The 19500-nt window shown below is 55.5% G+C and carries 15 protein-coding genes; 7 read left to right on the top strand and 8 right to left on the bottom strand.

Annotated features, from left to right (window positions below):
* The first annotated feature begins 50 nt into the window (after positions 1-50).
* The 4 genes from CKV66_RS03075 to CKV66_RS03060 all read left to right on the top strand — a co-directional run bounded on the left by CKV66_RS03075 (position 51) and on the right by CKV66_RS03060 (position 5038).
* The gene (locus CKV66_RS03075; protein WP_231990513.1) at positions 51-941 is read left to right on the top strand and encodes a DMT family transporter; all 891 of its coding nucleotides are present in this window, start codon (positions 51-53) and stop codon (positions 939-941) included.
* A gap of 295 nt (positions 942-1236) precedes the next feature.
* Positions 1237-3276: an ATP-dependent DNA helicase RecG gene (recG, locus tag CKV66_RS03070; protein ID WP_085363351.1), complete on the top strand. Its 2040-nt coding sequence runs from the start codon at positions 1237-1239 to the stop codon at positions 3274-3276.
* 114 nt (positions 3277-3390) lie between these two features.
* Positions 3391-4461 carry a hypothetical protein gene (locus tag CKV66_RS12470; protein WP_231990512.1) on the top strand — a complete coding sequence of 357 codons (1071 nt, stop codon included), beginning with the start codon at positions 3391-3393 and terminating at the stop codon, positions 4459-4461.
* A gap of 43 nt (positions 4462-4504) precedes the next feature.
* A complete protein-coding gene (locus tag CKV66_RS03060; RefSeq protein WP_085363350.1) occupies positions 4505-5038 on the top strand; it encodes an alpha/beta hydrolase in 534 nt (177 codons plus the stop codon).
* A 288-nt stretch (positions 5039-5326) separates the two neighbouring features.
* On the opposite strand, the gene hpf is transcribed toward CKV66_RS03060, so the two are convergent.
* The 7 genes from hpf to CKV66_RS03025 all read right to left on the bottom strand — a co-directional run bounded on the left by hpf (position 5327) and on the right by CKV66_RS03025 (position 11124).
* Positions 5327-5647 (bottom strand): ribosome hibernation-promoting factor, HPF/YfiA family, encoded by a 321-nt coding sequence (hpf, locus tag CKV66_RS03055; RefSeq protein ID WP_085363349.1) that lies wholly within the window; start codon positions 5645-5647, stop codon positions 5327-5329.
* A gap of 162 nt (positions 5648-5809) precedes the next feature.
* Positions 5810-7162 carry an RNA polymerase factor sigma-54 gene (gene rpoN, locus CKV66_RS03050; protein ID WP_085363348.1) on the bottom strand — a complete coding sequence of 451 codons (1353 nt, stop codon included), beginning with the start codon at positions 7160-7162 and terminating at the stop codon, positions 5810-5812.
* A gap of 321 nt (positions 7163-7483) precedes the next feature.
* On the bottom strand, positions 7484-8215 hold the full coding sequence (lptB, locus tag CKV66_RS03045; protein WP_054600555.1) for an LPS export ABC transporter ATP-binding protein: 732 nt from the start codon (positions 8213-8215) through the stop codon (positions 7484-7486).
* A gap of 84 nt (positions 8216-8299) precedes the next feature.
* The gene (lptA, locus tag CKV66_RS03040) at positions 8300-8824 is read right to left on the bottom strand and encodes a lipopolysaccharide transport periplasmic protein LptA (protein WP_085363347.1); all 525 of its coding nucleotides are present in this window, start codon (positions 8822-8824) and stop codon (positions 8300-8302) included.
* Positions 8805-9386, bottom strand: a complete 582-nt coding sequence (gene lptC, locus CKV66_RS03035) for an LPS export ABC transporter periplasmic protein LptC (protein WP_085363346.1) — start codon at positions 9384-9386, stop codon at positions 8805-8807. Before lptC ends, lptA begins: the two co-directional genes overlap by 20 nt.
* Complete coding sequence (locus CKV66_RS03030; protein ID WP_085363345.1) at positions 9383-9919, bottom strand: KdsC family phosphatase; 537 nt, start codon at positions 9917-9919, stop codon at positions 9383-9385. The genes lptC and CKV66_RS03030 overlap by 4 nt, the downstream gene beginning before the upstream one ends.
* A 230-nt stretch (positions 9920-10149) precedes the next feature.
* Positions 10150-11124 carry a KpsF/GutQ family sugar-phosphate isomerase gene (locus CKV66_RS03025; protein ID WP_085363344.1) on the bottom strand — a complete coding sequence of 325 codons (975 nt, stop codon included), beginning with the start codon at positions 11122-11124 and terminating at the stop codon, positions 10150-10152.
* 84 nt (positions 11125-11208) lie between these two features.
* Between CKV66_RS03025 and tal the strand changes: the two genes are divergently transcribed.
* A complete protein-coding gene (gene tal, locus CKV66_RS03020) occupies positions 11209-12264 on the top strand; it encodes a transaldolase (protein ID WP_085363343.1) in 1056 nt (351 codons plus the stop codon).
* A 475-nt stretch (positions 12265-12739) separates the two neighbouring features.
* Here tal and CKV66_RS03015 read toward each other — a convergent pair whose 3' ends face one another.
* Positions 12740-14536 carry a bifunctional chorismate-binding protein/class IV aminotransferase gene (locus CKV66_RS03015; RefSeq protein ID WP_085363438.1) on the bottom strand — a complete coding sequence of 599 codons (1797 nt, stop codon included), beginning with the start codon at positions 14534-14536 and terminating at the stop codon, positions 12740-12742.
* Between the two features lie 206 nt (positions 14537-14742).
* Between CKV66_RS03015 and ppk2 the strand changes: the two genes are divergently transcribed.
* Entirely contained in the window at positions 14743-15684 is a 942-nt protein-coding gene (ppk2, locus tag CKV66_RS03010) for a polyphosphate kinase 2 (RefSeq protein ID WP_085363342.1), read from the top strand.
* 156 nt (positions 15685-15840) lie between these two features.
* Positions 15841-19071, top strand: a complete 3231-nt coding sequence (recC, locus tag CKV66_RS03005; RefSeq protein WP_085363341.1) for an exodeoxyribonuclease V subunit gamma — start codon at positions 15841-15843, stop codon at positions 19069-19071.
* The last annotated feature ends 429 nt before the right edge of the window (positions 19072-19500 follow it).

Below are 19500 nucleotides of genomic sequence, written 5' to 3'. Positions count from 1 at the left end.
CCGTTTACGCTGCTAAGGTAGTGATACGACAACGTCTTGAAAGAGAGGGCATGATGTATCTGCTTTTCGGTATGCTGTTCAGCCTGTTATGGGCTTCGGCCTTTATTGCGGGCAAATACACCCTGCAAACGCTTGAGCCTTTAGACATGTTGAGTTTGCGTTTTTTGCTGGCGGCGGCATTGGTGTTTGCCTTGTGCGTGTGGCTGGCGCACAAAGGCGCGGATTTGGGTTGGCGCGGCAAATCGTTGTGGCTGCACGGCTTTTTGCTGGGTTTGACGAATTACGCGCTCTACTTGGGCTGGTCTTACACCGGCTTGAAAACGATCTCGCCCGAACTGGTGGTGCTGCTGGTTTCGACCATGCCTTTTGTTACCGCGTTTGTGTCTTCCCTGATCACGCGGCAATGGTCGTGGCTGCAATGGGCGGCGATTTTGCTGGGTTTTGCGGGCGTGTATGCGGTTTTGTCGGCCAGAATGCCGCAAGCGGGCTGGGACTTCGGCATCGTGTGGACACTGATGGGCATGTTGGCCTTGGCCGCCGGCACGCTCATCTACCGCGCGGTGGCCAACAAACATCATCTGCTGGCCTTAACGGGCGTGCAAAATCTGTTCGGCGGCCTGCTTCTGTTGCCTTTTGCCTCGCCTTCGGGCTGGGCGGCGGCGATGCACAACGGCGTGTTTGCGTGGTCGCTATGGTATCAGGTGATTGTGGTGTCGGTGGTGGCGATGCTGATGTGGTTTCAACTGGTGCGTTGGCTCGGCCCGGCGCATGCGGCGGCTTTCCATCTGCTCAACCCGATTTTCGCCACCTTGCTGGCACGGCTGTTTTTCCATATTCCGCTGGGTTGGACGGATATCGCCGGCACTTTGCTGGTGGTGATCGCGCTGGGCATGTTAAACCGGCAGAACATCAAGCAGGTCGAGGCAGCCAAACGCACTTAAAGCCCAAACAAACGCATTCAAGGCCGTCTGAAAGCGTTTCCTCACAGTCGGATACAAGTATCCGACCTACCGAAAATGTTTCAGACGGCCTCGGTTTTATTTCCAACGCAGGGCGGGCATCACTGCCCGCCGCTTGTGGCCGGACATCGACATTGTAGGTCGGATACTTGTATCCGACACCAATACCCGCCAACCTGCTTTCAGACGGCCTCACTCATTACCCGTTATTCCCCATCCTACCCCCGCCCCAAAATCATTTAAAATGGCCGTCTGAAACCGTTTCCCCCCAGCCGCCATGACACCCGAACACCAAAAGCTGCTCAAAATCACCGATACCGCCGCCAAAAAGCTCGAAAAGCTCAACCTGCACACCCCGTGGGACGTTGCCCTGCACCTACCGCTGCGCTACGAAGACGAAACCCACATCATGCCGATTAAAGACGCACCCATCGGCGTGCCGTGCCAAGTCGAAGGCATCGTAACCCTGCAAGAAGTGCAGTTCAAACCGCGCAAGCAGCTTGTCGTGCAGATTCAAGACGACTCCGGCAGCGTGCTGTTTCTGCGCTTCATCCACTTCTACCCCAGCCATCAAAAACAAATGGCGCAAGGCAAACGCATCCGCGCCGTGGGCGAAATCAAACACGGTTTTTATGGCGACGAAATGATCCACCCCAAAATCCGCGATGCCGACAACAGCAGCCTTGCCGAAAGCCTTACCCCCGTTTACCCCACCGTAAACGGCCTCAACCAGCCCACCTTACGCCGCATCGTTCAGACGGCCTTAGAAGCCCTGCCCCTGCACGACACCCTGCACGACGAACTCTTAGGCCGTCTGAAACTGCCGCACTTGGCCGAAAGCCTGCGCCTTTTGCACGCCCCGCCGCCCGATTACAGCATCCGCCAACTTTCAGACGGCACCCTCCCCGCATGGCAGCGGCTCAAATTCGACGAACTGCTCGCCCAACAGCTCTCCATGCGGCTCGCCCGGCAAAAACGCATCAGCGGGCAGGCTTCCCCCCTGCACGGCACCGGCGAATGGTCGGGCAAACTGCTCAACGCCCTGCCCTTTTCCCTCACCCAAGCCCAACAGCGCGTGCTGGCCGAAATCCGTGCCGACATGCAGCAAACCCACCCCATGCACCGCCTGCTGCAAGGCGACGTAGGCAGCGGCAAAACCATCGTTGCCGCCCTGGCCGCCCTCACCGCCGTCGAAGCCGGCAGCCAAGTTGCCGTGATGGCACCCACCGAAATCCTCGCAGAACAGCACTACCTCAAATTCAAACAATGGTTCGAGCCGCTCGGCCTCAGCGTTGCATGGCTTTCCGGCAGCCAGCGCAAAAAAGCCAAAGAACAAAACAAAGCCGCCCTTTCAAACGGCCTCGCCCCCATCGCCGTCGGCACCCACGCCCTCTTTCAAGAAGACGTACAGTTCCACAACCTCGGCCTCGTCATCGTCGACGAACAGCACCGCTTCGGCGTCGCCCAACGCCTCGCCCTCAAAAACAAAGGGCAAGACGTACACCAGCTCATGATGTCCGCCACCCCCATCCCCCGCACGCTGGCCATGAGCTTTTTCGCCGACCTCGACGTTTCCGTGATCGACGAACTGCCGCCCAACCGCACCCCCATCCAAACCCGCCTCGTCAACAGCCTGCGCCGCCCCGAAGTCGAAGGCTTCGTACTCAACACCTGCCGCAAAGGGCGGCAGGTTTACTGGGTCTGCCCCCTCATCGAAGAAAGCGAAACCCTGCAACTGCAAACCGCCACCGAAACCCAAGCCGCCCTTCAAACGGCCCTACCCGAACTCAGCATCGGCCTCGTCCACGGCCGCATGAAAGCCGCCGAAAAAGCCCAAGTGATGGCCGAATTTGCCGCAGGCCGTCTGAACGTACTCGTTGCCACCACCGTTATCGAAGTCGGCGTAGACGTACCCAACGCCAGCCTCATGGTTATCGAACACGCCGAACGCATGGGCTTGGCGCAACTGCACCAACTGCGCGGACGCGTAGGCCGCGGCGCCGCCGCCAGCACCTGCGTCTTACTCTTCGCCGAACCCCTGAGCGAGCTGGCCAAAGCCCGCCTCAAAGTCATCTACGAACACACCGACGGCTTCGAAATCGCCCGCCAAGACCTCAACATCCGCGGCCCCGGCGAATTTCTCGGCGCACGCCAAAGCGGCGTACCCATGCTCCGCTTTGCCAACCTCGAAGAAGACCTGCACCTCCTAGAAAAAGCCCGCGAAATCGCCCCCCAACTGATCGAAGAGAACCCCGACATCGTCGAAGCCCACCTCAACCGCTGGCTGGCGAGCAGGGAGGGTTATTTGGGGGTTTGAGGGTTGGGGAATATGATAAGAACACCTGAAAAATAATGTACGCCAAGTGCTAAATTGGATTTAATTCCAGTTATTTGGAGTAATCAATTAATATATTTTTAGAAAGGAAACGATGTGGGATTTTTTCATGATTTAAATGATAATTTATTGGAAATGCGAAAAATTATTAAACAATTTGACGAATCACTTTATGCATCAGAGATTATCGAAAAGCATCATGCTATTCAAAACATTATTACTTCAATGATTGACTCCCCCATCTTATGGGAAAGATACTGTCCATTTAATATTCATGACACAGGGCGAAGACTTGGAGAATATATTGAAAATTGTAAAAATGATGTCGACTTCTATATAGAAAGAATTGATACTGTATTTTACTTATTTATAAGATTTTTTGTGGAATATTACTTAAGCTTATCCAGAAATAATCATGAAATTCGACCAACTAGCCCTTTATACAAATTAATAGAAAAATTAAAAAAAGCGGCATTTTATGACGAAAATTACGAAAAAAATCAATTGATAACTTTTGCTTTCTATCAAATGCCTTTAGAAATTTTAAATTTCTATATTGGCAGCCCAGGTTTTCAAACCTTTGTAAATTTTGACAGCAAAAAAGAGGAATTGGAAAATTCTATATCCAAGCATACACAAGAAGTAGAAAGTAAAATAAGTGAAGTCGAGAAATTAAAAACGGCTCTTGATGAATATAAGACGGCTTATAATTTTGTCGGCTTATCTGACGGCTTTCAAAAGTTGTTAGATAAGAAAGATACCGCAAAATGGTGGACATTTGCAGGGTTGGTTACATTATTACTGGCTACATTTATACCTTTAGGCTTCAGCTTCTATAAATTTATTGATGACAAGACTCTTTCTTGGGAGCAAATGCTGCCCGTTATCGGTTTGGAGTTTGTTTTAATCTACTTCTTCCGCGTGGTATTAAGCCATTACCATGCCATACAAACCCAAATTATGCAGCTTGAGCTTCGCCAGTCTTTATGCCAATTTATCCAAAGCTATGCCGATTACGCAAAAGAAATCAAAGCATCGGATAAAGACGCTTTGGAAAAATTTGAAAACCTGATTTTCAGCAGTATCTTGTCCAATCCTGATAAAGTACCCGGCACGTTCGACGGTATAGATAGCCTGACAACGCTACTGAAAGAATTTAAAAAATAAATACTTATTGTCAATAAATCAAATCAAACTACAAAACCCTACCATGCACAGCCACGACCTTGAAGATTTAACCCTGCTGCTGATACGCGATGCGGATGAGGCGGAAATGTGGATAGACCGCTGGGCGGTCAGCTACCCTACCGTGCGTATGACTGCCGTGTCGCGCGGGCAGTCGATTGCCGGGTGGCAGCACGCGGTTCAGACGGCCTTTGGCAGTATCCACAGTAAAAATATCGCCGTCGTCGCCCACGGCGCGGGCGTGTCGGGCTGGCTGGCGTGGCTGTATCTGGCGGATGTGAACACGCAAAAGCGGATACGCAATATGATGCTGGTGTCGCCGCTGCAAGAGGCGTTTCCTGATGATGATTGCCACACGCTGCAACGGGTGCGCTGCCATTGCCCGACGGCGTTGGTGATCGGCAAAAACGATGCCGCCTGCCCGCCGGAATGGGCGCAAGGGCAGGCAGCGTGTTGGGGGGCGCGGCTGTTGGTGTCGCCGCATGAAGGCCGTCTGAACGGGCATTTGCACGGCTGGCAATGGGGCATGAAGCTGTTGCAGGAAATGTTGTTGCGGTAGTTTTTGGGTCGCTTGGGCTTGAAGCAGTGATTGAAGCGCAAGACCAAGCCTCGCTTACTCGATATAGATTACTGAACACTGCCTGCGGGCGGATGTAGCCCAAATCACTTTATTTTCTTCACGGCTTCGTCATGCTCGGGCTTGACCCGTGCATCTCCTAAAGTTACCGGAACTCGAGATACTCGGGTCAAGCCCGAGTATGACGGGTTTGCTGATGTTTAAAGGCCGTCTGAAAATGGTTTTTCAGACGGCCTTAAGTTTTATGCAATCAATACATCAAACGGCGGTTTATTCTTCGGGTGCTGCCGGTTTGGTGGTGGCGCGCACGTCGTTGCTTTTTTCTTTGTGCTTGAGGATGGCGCGGTCGAGTTTGTCCATCAGTACGTCTATGGCGGCATACATATCGGATTCTACGGTTTCGACATGTAAATCTTTTCCGGCCAGGTGTACATCTGCTTCGGCTTTGTTATTTACCTTCTCTACCGAAAGGGTAATGGCAACCGAAATCACGTTGGCTGCGTGGCGGTTGATGCGCTCGAGCTTGGAGGTAACGTGGTTTTTGATGGCTTCGGTTACGTCGAAATTCAGGCCGGTAATTTTCAGATTCATGGCTTTACTCCTTCGTTGGGTTGGTGCCGCTTGCCGTGCAAGGGGCAGGCGGCGGAAAAGGCGGGGTGCTGCATGTGTATCGTTGCGACCGTCTGAAAACGGGCTTGGCGGGCTTGGCCGAAATCTTGTTCAACCCGCTTTCAGACGGCCTGTGAATCCGGTTTAGGGTTTACGTTGGTGCGCGCTCGGAATATTCAAGGCCTCACGGTATTTGGCTACGGTGCGCCGTGCGATGTCTATGCCCTGTTGCTTGAGCAGGCTGCTCAAGGCTTCGTCGGAATAGGGTTTTTGTTTGTCTTCTCCTTCGATAAGCTGGGCAATCACGGCTTTGACTGCGCTCTGGCTTACGCCTTCTCCGTCTTCGGCGGAAACGGCTTGTGTGAAGAAATAGCGTAACGCAAACACCCCACGCGGGCAAGACAAATATTTGTGGTTGACGGCACGGGAAACGGTGCTTTCGGCCACGCCTAATTCGGCGGCGGCATCTTTAATCAGCATGGGTGTCAGGCCGATTTCGCCGAAGACGAAAAAGTCTTCCTGTTTTTCGACGATGTATTCGGCCAAGCGCAAGACGGTGTTTTTGCGCAATTCGAGGCTGTCGATTTTTTGGCGGGCTTCGCTGAGTTTTTCTTTCCACTCGGGGCTGACTTCGCCGGCTTCTTTGAGCAGGTCGCAATATTCGTGGTTGAGCTTGACTTTCGGCCATGCCTGCTCGTTGCCGGCGACTTTCCAGCCGCTTTTGGTTTCTTTCACCCACACGTCGGGCTGCACATAGGCGGTAGGCTCGGCGGAGGCGAAACCGTAGGCGGGATAGGGATTGAGCTTGGCAATCAGGTCTAAGGCCGTCTGAAGGGTGTCGGTGTCGTATTCGGGAAACTGTTTGCGGAAGCGGGCTATATTCTGCTGGCGGCTTCGGCCTAAGTCGTCCAAGCCTAAATGGATGATTTTGGCGGCGAGTTGGCGCGCGGGCGACGCGGGCAGGCGCATAAGCTGGAGCATCAGCGATTCGGTTAAGTTGGCGGCACCGACGCCTGCGGGGTCGAAGGTTTGCAGTAGGTCGAGTGCTTCGTGCAGGTCGTTTTCGTCGAGCATCCATTCGAGCGGGGTGTGGTCGAGGATGTCGCTCAGGCTGTCGGTGAGGTAGCCTTGTTCGTCGAGAAAATCAATGAGGATATGCACCCGCGCGGCTTCTTGCTCGCTCATGGGGTGTTCGCACACTTGTTTGTGGAGAAAGGCGTTGAAATCTTCTTCTTCGGCGATGGTCGCCCACACGTCTTCGGCATCGTCGCCGCCCACTTGTTTGCCTTTGGGCAGGGCGGCGGAAACGTGGGCGAACTCGGCATCGCCTTCGTCTTCTGCGGTTTCGGCACGCTCCAGCAGCGGGTTGTCTTGGAGCCAGTCGTCCACTTCGCGCTCAAGCTCCAAGCCCGACATTTGCAGTATGCGCAACGATTGTTGCAGATGCTGGTTGAGCTGCTGGGTTTGTTTGAGTTTTAGTCCGAGATTTTGGCTCATAGGGTTATCGGGTGAGTAAGTAAAGCGTTGTGTCCGAAACCGGCCTATCCTATATAGTCAGTCCACTTCACTTTTACTACGGCGTTGCTGCGCCTTGGCTCGAAGAGAACGATTGTGCAAGCCGCTGAAGTTCAACGGAATCGGTTCCGTACTGCCTGTACTGTCTTCGGCTTGCTGCCTTGTATTAAAAATGAAGTGAATGACCTATATGCCTTTGACCGGCTTGTGTATAAAGCGATACCTGACAGACCCTTTTATGGAAACTGCCGCCCAACTGCCCTGCCCTCATTCGGGCGGTAAGCACGGCTTCAAACGGTATCTTTAATAATTAAAGTTTTCGCCCAAATAAACTGCCCTCACCTGCTCGTTGTTGACCAACTCTTGGGGATGGCCGGATGCCAGCACAGCGCCTTCACTGATGATATAGGCGCGGTCGCAGATACGCAGGGTTTCGCGCACGTTGTGGTCGGTAATCAATACGCCGATGCCGCGTGTTTTGAGAAATTCGATGATTTTCTGAATATCGATCACGGCAATCGGGTCAACGCCCGCAAAGGGTTCGTCGAGCAGGATAAAGCGCGGCTGCATGGCAAGTACGCGGGCGATTTCGACGCGGCGGCGTTCGCCTCCCGAAAGCGACGGTGCGGGGTTGTTGCGCAGGCGTTCGATGTTGAGGTCGGCCAGCAGTTTTTCCAACTCGCTATCGATCCGGTTTTTGTCTTTCAGGCTGATTTCCAAGATGGCGCGGATGTTTTGCTCTACCGTCATCTTGCGGAAAATCGAGGCTTCTTGCGGCAGGTAGCCCAATCCTAAGCGGGCGCGCTCGTGTATGGGCAGATGGCGGATTTCCTGTCCGTCGAGCATCACGCTGCCGGCATCGGCGGCAATCAGGCCCACTATCATATAAAAGCTGGTGGTTTTGCCTGCGCCGTTGGGGCCGAGCAGGCCGACGACTTCGCCGCTTTCGATGTCGAGCGAAAAGTTTTTAACGACTTGGCGTTTTTTGAAACTTTTTTGCAGGTTTTGTACGTTTAAGCGGCTTTGCTCGGTCATGGTATTGCTCTTAGGTTATGGTTACTATTGTAATCTGTTTTAAGGCCGTCTGAAACCGGTTTTTCAGACGGCCTTTATCTGCGGCTATTTTTTACCCGATTGGGCGGAAGAAGGCTGGATGATCACGGTTACGCGTTTGCCGCCTTTACCGCCTGCGGCTTTGCTGCCGTGCACGGTATAGACTTCGGTGCGGGTGTTATAAGTGATAGACGCGCCTTCGGCCAAGTCGCCGCCGCGCTGCACTCTGGCGTTACCGGTGAGTTTCACCACGCCGGTGGCGGAGGAATATTCGACGTTGTTGGCTTGCCCGTTAACCGTGCCTTTGCCGCCGTCGAGCGTTTGGCCGAAGCGTACGGGGCTACCGGAAGCAGACATAAACTGTTCGCCTTTGTCGTTACGCGATACTTTCACGCTGCCGGCGCGAATGTTGAGCGAGCCTTGTTTGATGATCACGTTGCCGCTGAAGGTGGTTACTTGGTTGGCCTGATCGAGCGAGCCTTGGTCGGCTTCGATTTGAATCGGCTGCTTGCTGTCGCTTTCGAGGGCGTAAGCGGGCGCGGCGGCGGCCAAAGCGGCAAGGAAGGCGGCGTTAAAGATTTTTCGGGTCATAGATGATGGCTTTCACGCGTGAGGGCAGGTTCAACAACCCTTTTTTGTGGTCATAAACCAAGCCGTTGGCCGTGCCGTGCGACTCGCCGTAGCGGTATTCGACGGGGGCTTTGGTCTCGGCGGTTTCTGTTTGCGTATTTATGGTTAAGCTGCTGGTTTTCAAGACACCGGCGGGGCGGCGGGCGTCGGCGGATTTGGTCAGCACGACGTTGTGCTCAAACTGCACGGTGCGGGCGTCGGTGTTGTAGCGGGCGTCTTTGCTTTCGACTTTGTAAATCAGTTGCCCGCCGTCATACAGGGAAAGCCGCGGCTCTTCAAACACCACGTCGTCGCTCTTGGGCAGCTGCCATGCGCGCTCGGCGCTGAGGTTTTCTTTCAGACGGCCTTGAGCGTCGAAACGCTTGCCGTCTATGCCTTCCATCGAGTATTGCGGCTCATTGGGGTTTAAGACGGCCTCTTCGATATCGACTTGGCTGATGCGCCCGAGCCAAGCGGAAAGTCCGCCCAAGCCGATGGCCAACACCAGCGGAAACAGCCAACCGTAGCGCCATCTTCCGCTCATTTCACATACTCCTGCAAAGCCGCTTCCAGCGTGCCTTGAGCCTGCATAATCAGGTCGCACAACTCACGCACCGCGCCGTTACCTGCGCTGTTTCGGGTAACGTAAGCGGCGTACTTCAAAGTAAACCAATGTGCTTCGGGCACGGCTACGGGCAGGCCGCAGCGCACCATCACGGGCAGATCGACCACGTCGTCGCCGATAAAGGCGCATTCGTGCTCTTCCACGCCGGCTTTCTCGCGCAGATCGGCATAGGCGGCGCGTTTGTCGTGAATGCCTTTATAGTAGTGATTGATACCGAGCTGCTTGACGCGGATGCCGACAGACGGGGCGTCGCGGCCGGTAATAATGGCCGTCTGAACGCCGCCGGCCTGAAGCATTTTCAAACCGTGGCCGTCGAGCGTGTGGAAGGATTTGATTTCTTCGCCGTTGTCGCGGATAAAAATGCGCCCGTCGGTGAGTACGCCGTCCACATCCATAATCAGCAATTTGATTCGGGCGGCGCGGGCTTGGATTTCGGGGGTGAGGTTTTGCATATTCGATTGGCTTGCTTTAAATAAATTTCAGACGGCCTGCACGGCTTATTGTAGCACCATAGTCAATCAAATTAATTTTTAATACAAGGCAGCAAGCCGCAGGCAGTACAGGTAGTACGGCAAGGCGCAGCAACGCCGTAGTAAAAGTTAAGTTGATTGACTATATCAGCTTTGAAGGCCGTCTGAAAATGCAAACGCGGCGGTTGGGCTGGCGATGTGCGGCGGGCAGTTTAAATAATCCGCGCTTTGAGCAGATCGTGCATATTCAGCGCACCGACCAAAACATCGTTTTCCTTCACTACCAAAAGGCCGTTGATGTGGTTTTGCTGCATGTGTTTCAAGGCTTCGGTGGCGAGTTTGTCGGCGGCGATGGTTTTGGGGTTGGCGTGCATGATGTCGTTGACCGTCAGGCCGGCGAAGTTGTCGCGCTGTTGGAACAGGCGGCGCAGGTCGCCGTCGGTAAATACGCCTTTCAGACGGCCTGCTTCATCGGTAACGGCCAACATACCCAAGCCTTTTTCGCTCATGCGCACGATGGCGTCTTTCAGCAAAGTACCGTCGGTCACGGCAGGCAGCAATTCGCCGCTGTGCATGATGTCGGACACGCGCAGCAGCAGCCGTTTGCCGAGGCTGCCGGCGGGGTGGCTGAGGGCGAAATCGTCGGGCGTGAACTCGCGCGCTTTCAGCAGCACCACGGCCAGTGCGTCGCCCAAAGCCATCACGGCTGTAGTGCTTGAAGTGGGTGCCAAACCGAGCGGGCAGGCTTCGTGCGATACGGAGGCGGTAATGTGGATATCGGCATGGCGCGCCATGGTGGAGCGGGGTTTGGCGGTGATGCAGATAAGCGTGATGTTTTTACGTTTGAGGGCGGGAATAATGGCGGTGATTTCGTCGCTTTCTCCCGAATTGGAAATCGCCAGCACCACATCGCCGTCGACAATCATACCCAAATCGCCGTGCGCGGCTTCGGCGGGATGTACAAAAAAAGCCGGCGTGCCGGTAGAAGCCATGGTAGCGGCCATTTTGCGCCCGATATGCCCCGATTTGCCCATGCCCATAATCACCACACGGCCTTGGCAATGCAAAATGGTTTCGGCGGCTTGGGCAAAATGATGATCCAGCTCGGAAGAGATTTCGTGCAGACTTTCGGCCTCGATGCGCAATACGTCGCGCGCCCAGTCCAAATATTGTTCGGTATTTTCCATGATTAGTTTTCCCGCAGGGCTACCCAAATACGCTGAATCGGGTTAGGATTTCCACTTCATATAGAAATAACAAGGATTTCAGAGATGACTATTTTATCGGACGTTAAAGCATTAGGCCAACAAATCTGGCTCGACAACCTTTCCCGCTCGCTGGTGCAAAGCGGCGAATTGGCGGAAATGTTGCAGCAAGGCGTGTGCGGCGTAACTTCCAACCCCGCCATTTTCCAAAAGGCTTTTGCGGGCGACGTGCTTTACGCTGATGAAGTCGCCGCGCTGAAACAGCAAAACCTTACTCCGAAACAACGCTATGAAACCCTCGCCATTGCCGACGTGCAGGCCGCTTGCGACGTGTGCCTGCCCGAGTTTGAAAAAAGCGGCGGCAAAACCGGTTTTGTCAGCCTCGAAGTCGCCCCCGACTTATCACACGATGCAGCCGGCACGGTAGCCGAAGCCAAACGCCTGCACGCCGCCATCAACCGCCCCAACGTGATGATTAAAGTGCCCACCACCGATGAGGGCGTAGCCGCGTTGGAGCAATTGGTTTCAGACGGCATCAGCATCAACCTGACCCTGCTGTTCTCGCGCAAACAAACCCTGAAAGCCTATGAAGCCTATGTGAAAGGCATTGAAGGCCGTCTGAAAACAGGCAAACCGGTCAACCATATCCAAGTAGTGGCCAGCTTCTTTATTTCCCGTATCGACAACGCGCTGGATGCCACGCTGCCGGAGCATCTGCAAGGCAAAACCGCCATCGCGCTGGCCAAAGCCGCTTATCAGGATTGGCAGGATTTATTCGGCGGCGAACAATTTGCCGCATTGAAAGCACAAGGCGCCAACCCCGTGCAGCTTTTGTGGGCTTCTACCGGCGTGAAAAACCCTGCTTACCCCGACACATTGTATGTGGACAGCTTAATCGGCCCGAATACCGTCAACACCGTGCCCGATGCCACCTTAAAAGCCTTTATCGACCACGGCACGGCCAAACTGACCCTCACCGAAGGCGCGGCGGAAGCGGCGGCACAACTGGCCGAAGTGGAAAAACTGGGCATCGACGTAGAAGCCCTCGCCACCCGTTTGCAGGAAGACGGTTTGAAACAGTTTGAAGACGCATTTGAAAAACTGCTGGAGCCGTTGGCATAAGGCCGTCTGAAAGTATGTAGATTGGGTTGGAATGAGGCCGTCTGAAAAGATTTTTCAGACGGCCTTTTTAAATGTAGGGCGGGCATCTCTGCATGCCGCAACGGGAACAGCTTTGTTTGCTCTTTATGCTGTGTTTGAAAAGCCACGACAAAGACAACTTTTCCGCCTTGATCTTGGTGTAATGCTTAACCATACACGGCGGGCAGGGATGCCCGCCCTACGGGTTATGCTTTCTCAACCCTCATTGGAAATACACCGCGCAAGACGTTACCCAGCAACGTAGGTTGGAACTAAAACCAACTTTTCAGACGGCTTTTTTAAATGTAGGGCGGGCATCCTTGCCCGCCGCGACGGGAACAACTTTGTTTGCCCTTTATGCTTTGTTTGAAAAACCACGATAAGCGCCGCTGCTTTTTATCTCAATATTTGTGGCATGTTTGACCATACACGGCGTGCAGGGATGCCCGCCCTACGGTTATGTGCTTCTAACCTTCACCGGAAACACGCCGCGCAGGGCGTTGCTTAGGCGGATTTCGTCGGCCTGCATCAACATTTCGCGGGTGATGCGGCTTTGGTGCACGGTGTCGGTGCCGAGATGGGTTTGCGGGTCGGCAAGTACGGCTTGACGCATCACGCCGTTGAGGATGTCCAGATTCAATGCGGGGGTGTGCCATTCGTTGCCGAGGCGGATGAAGACGTTGCTGCGGCCGCCTTCGAGCAGGAGGCCGTCTGAATTGAAAAACAGGCTGTCAAACGCGCCTTGCCGTTCGGCTTGCTGCCAGCCGTGGTCGTAGATGCTGCGGCAGGTGGTTTTGAAGCGGCGCAGGTAGTCTTGCGGTGGCAAAGAAGTTTCGGACAGGCATACCGTTTGCCCGGGCGGCAATTCGTTCAGCGGTGCATGGCTGAGACTGAGGCCGTCTGAAGGGTTTAAGACGGCCTTGACGCGGTAGAGGCCGTGATCGGGCAGTTGGGCGAGATAGCCGTGTATCTGCTGTTCGATATGGTCGGCGAACGGCAGGTTCAGGGCGGCGGCGGACTGTTTCAGACGGCCTATGTGCAGGGGCAGCAGCGGGCATTGTTTTTGCTGCACACGCATGGTTTCGAAGATGCTGAATTCGGGGGCGAGATCGGTAAGGAAACGGGCTTTCCAGCGGCATTCGGTGTATTCGTCGGCGGGCACGCTGTCGGCAACGATGCCGGAACCTACGCCGTACACGCCGCGGTAGAGGCCGTCTGAAAGCGGGGCGAGCTGCAAGGTGCGTATCACGACGTTGAGGGTGCCGCTGAATCCCAAACCGCTGTCGCAGGGATTGAGAAAGCCGATACTGCCGGTGTAGAGGCCGCGCGGGGCGGTTTCGATGTCGCGGATAATCTGCATGCTCATGCGTTTGGGTGCGCCGGTAATCGAGCCGCAGGGGAAGGCGGCGCGGATGATGTCGGCGGCGCGGGTGTTCGGTTTGGCTTGCGCTTCGATGGCGGTGGTCATCTGCCACACGCTGCCGAAGCGGGATACTTTAAAAGGTTCGGGCACGCGCACTCGGCCGGTTTGGGCGATTTTGCCGAGGTCGTTGCGCAGTAAATCAACAATCATGATGTTTTCGGCGCGGTTTTTGGGGTCGGCCTGCAAATCGCGCGCGCGTTGTTCGTCTTGCCCGTCGTTGAGGATGGGGGCAGTGCCTTTCATGGGTTCGGTGGTGATGAGGCCGTCTGAACCGATTTTGAGGAAGAGTTCGGGCGAAAAGCATAAAGTCCAGCGGCTTTGCCCCTGATGGTTGGGCAGGCAGCTCAGGGCGGCGTAGGGCACGGGCTGGCGCAGGCGGCGGTAGAGTTTTATGGGGTTGCCGTAGGCAGTAAGGTGCAGGCGGGTGGTGTAGTTGATTTGGTAGGTGTCGCCGCGGGCGATGGCCGTCTGAATATCGCGCACGGCTTGCAGATAATCGGCTTGGGCGGTGTCGCTTTCGGGTGTGCCGATGCCTGCCGGTTGCGCTTCTCCGCCGTGCTGCGCCAGCCATGCTTCGGGGTCGGTTTCGGTGCAGCGTTCAAACCAATGCAGGGCGAGATGGGCGGGCGGTTGGGCGGACAGGTTGAGCAGCGGCAAGCCGAATTCGTAATCGGCAAACAAAACGGCGTGCCAACCTTGCTGCCAGCCTTCGCGCAGGGCGGCATCCAGCCCGTCGATATCGTCGGCGGTGAAAAAACGGCTGCCGGTGTGGGTTTGGTAAAGTTGGGCGCGGTTGGCGGCTGCGTCGTCTAGGAGCGCGAAATAAGGCATGGCAAAAAGCTGGAAAATAAAAGGCGTCATTATAGCGGCAACGGGCCGGAGCCGACGTTTTTTTGCGGTGCGGGCGGGTTGTCGCGGCAAGGCAAAACTGCCTTTATTTTTCTGCGGTCTTTTTTGTTTATTTATGTAAAAAGGAGTAGAATTAGTCTCAGAATACTTATAGATATTAATAACCTACTTAACAAAAGGAGCAGTGTATGACCGACCAACCCGCAGAGCAGCAGTTAAAGCCCTTCGAGCCTGTGGCACTGGGCGATAAGAAAGCGGAATTGAAAGTTTTTGAAAAAGCGGTTTTGGAACACAAAGGCCGCGTGTCTTCCGAAGACTCCCATTCTGCCCCGCTACCGGAAAGCTATCCCTACCGCACACGTCTGAGCCGCAGTGTTTACGAGAGAGAAAAACAAAAATTGCAAATCGAGTTGCTGAAAGTGCAAAGCTGGGTCAAAGAAACCGGCCAGCGCGTTGTCAGCTTATTTGAAGGCCGTGATGCAGCAGGCAAAGGCGGCACAATCAAACGTTATATGGAACATCTCAACCCCCGCGGCGCACGCGTGGTGGCTTTGGAAAAACCGACTGAAACCGAACGCGGACAGTGGTATTTCCAACGCTATATCCAAAACCTGCCGACAGCCGGCGAAATGGTGTTTTTCGACCGTTCTTGGTACAACCGCGCCGGCGTGGAGCGTGTGATGGGCTTCTGCCAACCGCACGAATACCTGCTGTTTATGCGCCAAACGCCTGAGTTTGAACGTATGTTGGTCGCCAGCGGCATCCATCTGTTTAAATTCTGGTTTTCGGTGAGCCGCGAAGAGCAGTTGCGCCGCTTTATTTCCCGCCGCGACGATCCGCTGAAACACTGGAAACTCTCGCCCGTGGATATTCAGTCGCTCGACCGTTGGGACGACTACACCGATGCGAAAAACGCGATGTTCTTCCACACGCACACCGGCGACGCGCCGTGGACCATCATCAAATCCGACGATAAAAAACGTGCACGTTTGAACTGCATCCGCTACTTCCTGCACACACTTGACTACCCGGGCAAAGACGTGAAAGCCATCGGCGAAGTTGACCCGCTGATTGTGAAAGTGCCCGATACCAAATTTACCGACAATAATTTCGACATCATTGCCGATTAATTATGGTTGAGCCTTAACGGGCAAAAACATAGAGGCCGTCTGAAAACGCATAAAAACGTTTTTCAGACGGCCTCATTACTTTTGCCGCCGATTACTTGGCTGATTATTTGTTTATAATCCCACCATTGATTATCGATTCCGGCCGCCCAACGCACCATGCTTTATCTTTACCAGTCCAACCGCCTCGAAGACTTAGCCGCCCTCTTTACCCGCGTGCACAGCCTGCAACCGCCCGAAAACCCTTTCGAGGCGGAGGAAATCGTGGTGCAGAGCCAAGGGATGCGGCGTTATCTCAACACCTATCTGGCGCGTGAAACCGGTATTGCGGCCAACCTCAATTTCAGCCTGCCCGCCGGCTTGGCGTGGCAGCTGATGCGGCGGTTTATTCCCGGCATTCCCGCGCTTAGCCCGTTTGCCCCCGAAGTGATGCGCTGGCGGCTGCTCGGCCTGTTTCAAAGCCAAGATTTTCAGACGGCCTCCGAATACCTGCCCGCACGCGAAGCCCTGCAAAGCTATCTCGACAGCGGCAACACCGCCGCCTACCAGCTGGCCGGACAACTCGCCGACATTTTCGACCAATACCTCGTGTACCGCCCGCAATGGATAGACGCTTGGCAGCAAGGCAAAAGCATGGGCTTGGGCAGCGACGAAAACTGGCAGGCCGTTTTGTGGCGTTTTCTCGACGACGGCTCGCAGCACACGCCCCACCGCGTCGGCTTGTGGCGGCAGCTGCTCGATTCGCTCGACCCGCAGCACCTGCCCCGCCGCTACTGTGTTTTCGGCATCGCCACCATGGCACCGATGTATCTGCAACTGTTGCAGGCGCTGGCCGAACATTGCGACGTGCACATTTTCGCGCTCAACCCCAGCAGCGGCTATTGGGGCAACGTAATTGAAGCGGCGCAAATCCTCCAACAGGAAGACGATGCCGATTTAAGCCTTTCCGGCCACCCGCTGCTCGCTTCGCTGGGCAAACAGGGGCGCGACTTTTTCGACGCGCTCACCGACATACCCAAACACGAAATTTCCGTATTCGACGAAGAACCTTTTCAGACGGCCCCGCCCACACTGCTTCAGCGTTTGCAATACGACATCCAAACCCTGTCGATGCCGTCTGAAAACCCAAACGGCCTGCCCCAACCGGACTTAAGCGACGGCTCGATACAGGCCGTATCCGCGCACAGCCCCCTGCGCGAACTGCACATTCTCAAAGACAAACTGCTGCAAGTGCTCGATCAGCATCCCGATTGGCAGCCGCACGACATCGCCGTACTCACGCCCGATATCGAACCCTACAGCCCCTTTATCGAAGCCGTGTTCGGGCAACAGCAGGCAGGCAGCCGCGCCCTGCCCTATTCGGTATCCGACGTTAAAATCAGCCGCCGCCAACCCCTGTTTCAAGCACTCGCCCAAGCCCTGGAGCTGCTCGAAAGCCGTTTTGAAGTCAACCTGCTGCTGCCGCTGCTCGAAAACGACCTTGTGCTGCAACGCTTCGAGCTGACCCGCGACGACCTGCCGCTGCTGCACGACACCATCGCCGCACTCAACGTACACTGGGGCACCGACGAACACATGCGCGGCGGCACCAACAACCTGTTTACTTGGCAACAAGGGCTGGAACGCCTCGCCCTCGGCTGGATGCTGCCCGAAAGCCGCCACCCGCTGTGGCAGCGCATCAGCGCATGGCACGCCAACCCCAACCACACCGCCGTACTCAGCCGCTTCAGCGCACTTATCCGCACCCTCACCGCAACCGCCCGCCTGTGGCGGCAACCCGCCTCCGTGCCGGAATGGACGGAACGCATCCGCAACCTTACCGCCGCCCTGACCGCCACCGATACAGACGGCCAATACGCTTGGCAGCAACTTACCCAAGCCCTCGCCCGCTGGCAGGAAGAAGCCGAACTGGCAGGCTTTAGCGGCACCTTGCCGCGCCAAACCGTTATCCGTCACATCGGCCGCTTTCTCGACAGCGAAAGCCAAGCCGGATTTCTACGCGGCGGCATCACCTTTTGCAGCATGGTGCCGATGCGCAGCCTGCCCTTCAAAATGATCTGCCTGCTCGGCCTCAACGACGGCGACTTCCCCCGCAACACCAAAGCCGCCGCCTTCGACCTCATCGCCCGCCACCCGCAAAAAGGCGACCGCGCCCGCCGCGACGACGACCGCTACCTGTTTCTCGAAGCCGTGATGAGCGCGCGCGACATCCTTTACCTTTCCTACATCGGCCGCGACATCCGCAACGACCAGCCCCTCGCCCCCTCCGCCCTGCTCGGCGAACTCATCGACACCCTTGCCGCCATGACCGGCCGTTCCGCGCAAGAGCTGCACACCCATTGGGTGAAACAACACCCGCTGCAACCCTTTTCACACCGCTATTTCACCCCCGAAAGCGCAGGTTCAGACGGCCTTACCAGCACCCGCCGCGACTACGCCGAAGCCCTCAACCGCCCGCCCGAACCCGAAGCTCCGTTCTTCACCGAACCGCTCGACGATACCGCCGCAGCCGACAACACCGTTGCCCACCACAGCTTTATCCGCTTCTGGAAAAACCCCGTACGCACTTGGCTGCAACACACGCTCCACTGGCAAAAACCCTACCGCGACGCCGCATGGGAAGCCGCCGAACCCTTCGAGCCGCAACAAAGCGCGCGCATCACCGCCGAATACACCGCCGCCCGCCGCCACAACGAAGACTTCGGCCGCCTCGAAAGCCGTCTGCAAGCCGAAAGCCTGCTGCCCGCAGGCGAATTGGGCGCACTTTGGCAAAACCGTTTTCAAACCGCCGCCAAATCGCTCGACCACACCTTAGTCACCAGCCCCAAACTGCCGCCCGCGCCCTACACCCTCGCCGTCGGCGCGCACACCCTCGAAGGCAGCCTCAACCATCTTTACCGCCACGGGCAGATTTACTTCCCCGGTCAAGCATTCAAAGCACCCGAACAGCTCGCCGTTTTACTCGAACATCTGATTTTCTGCGCCGTGAGGCCGTCTGAAACCGGGCAATACCAAACCCATATCCTGCTGCCCGAACAACCGCAAACCCTCGCCGAGATTCCACAACAAGAAGCCGTCGAAGCCCTGCAAAACTGGCTGGAGTATTACCAAATCGGCCAAACCCGCCCGCTGCCGTTCTTCCCGCGCGTCAATTACAAAGCTGCCCAAGAATGGAATAAAAGCAACGACCAAAGTAAAGCCTTAAACGAAGCCTATAAGCTTTACCACGGCGGCACGCACTCCGCCGGCCAAAAAAGCTATCCCGAAGTTGCACTGGTGTTCGGCGGCAACGAAGAAGACCCCACCGCCTCCACCCTCTTTTGGAACATCACCGCAGACCTGCTTGCCCCGCTCATCCGACTCACCACCCCGCCGGCAGACAATGATTGAAGCAGGCCGTCTGAAAAATAAGGCCGTCTGAAAGCGAACTTGTGAGCTTCGCCAAAACGAGCTTGCGAGTTTCGCTAAAACATTCCCGCCGCCCCACCGCAGCGGGAACCAAACCTTTCAGACGGCCTCATACCTTAACCCCAAACCCAAAAACACAGCCCGCACACCACAGACGGCGCCGACAAAAAAGCCCCCAAACCACATAGAGGCCGTCTGAAAGCCCCGGCAATTTATGGCATAATAAGCACCCGTTTTTCCCCCGGCAGGCAAGCGCAAACCGCCTGCCCCATAGTGAAACCAAACGCCGCAAACCCATCACGCTGATTTGGCGCCGGTTTCCACCAGTCTTAATCAAAACATACCGCCTACCCCAAGCGTATTAACCCTATTTTCAGACAGCCCCAACACAGTCTTTTAACAAAACAGGCC

Source organism: Neisseria zoodegmatis (genome assembly GCF_900187305.1).
Classification (GTDB): domain Bacteria; phylum Pseudomonadota; class Gammaproteobacteria; order Burkholderiales; family Neisseriaceae; genus Neisseria; species Neisseria zoodegmatis.
Note: the sequence above shows the minus strand (reverse complement) of the source record. Positions and strands in the feature narration are given on the sequence as shown.